This window comes from Flavobacterium collinsii (assembly GCF_902804485.1).
Taxonomy (GTDB): domain Bacteria; phylum Bacteroidota; class Bacteroidia; order Flavobacteriales; family Flavobacteriaceae; genus Flavobacterium; species Flavobacterium collinsii.
Window position 1 is genome coordinate 1 of sequence record NZ_CADCST010000030.1, and the last position, 775, is coordinate 775.

Below are 775 nucleotides of genomic sequence, written 5' to 3' on the forward strand. Positions count from 1 at the left end.
CCAGATCGCATAATCTGAATATTGCAAAGAAAGCTCAGGTAAAACAGCCGCTCTTCCCGATTGAAGCGCGCTGTAAAGCTCCATAAACTCATTTACCAAAATACCCTCTGACCAGCCATCACTGGCAATATGATGCAGCACACAAGCCAATATATATTTTTGATCTCCTAAATCATACAGACAAGCTCGTAACTTATAATCTACTGACAAATCAAATGGAATTCTGAGATAATCCTGAAGGATATTTTCAAATAATGATACATCTCTTATTTCAACCTGATCAAGGATCCACTCCTTTTCACTTATGACTTCCTGATACCCTATACCATCTTCTGATAACAGAATAGTACGCAAAACCTCATGACGTGATACAATACTTTGAAGCGTTTGTTCTAATATCAATGTATCTAATGCTCCTTCCAGATGAAGAACAGTAGGAATGTGATATTCACTACTACTTCCCTGCAACTGATCCAAAAACCACAATCGTTCCTGGCTGAAAGATAATGGCGTACGATCTTCTTTTTCCTGAACAGCAATAGCCGGCAGTAATACTCCCTCTGATTGAACCGATACATGTGAACTTAACGTTGCGATCGTCGTATATTCAAAGACATCTGCAATTTCAACCTCTATAGACAATTCCTTTCGGATCATCGATACCAATCGGGTAGCTAGTAAACTATGCCCCCCCAACTCAAAAAAGTTATCATGAACTCCAACCTTCTCTACTCCCAACAAATTCTCCCAAATTTGAGCCAATTGGTGTTCTGTA

The 775-nt window shown here is 39.2% G+C and carries 1 protein-coding gene; it reads right to left on the bottom strand.

Features of this window, described 5'->3' with window-relative positions; genetic code table 11:
* Positions 1-775, bottom strand: a 775-nt coding sequence (locus FLA105534_RS00185; RefSeq protein WP_246253125.1) for a condensation domain-containing protein, incomplete at both ends; no start/stop codon positions are given.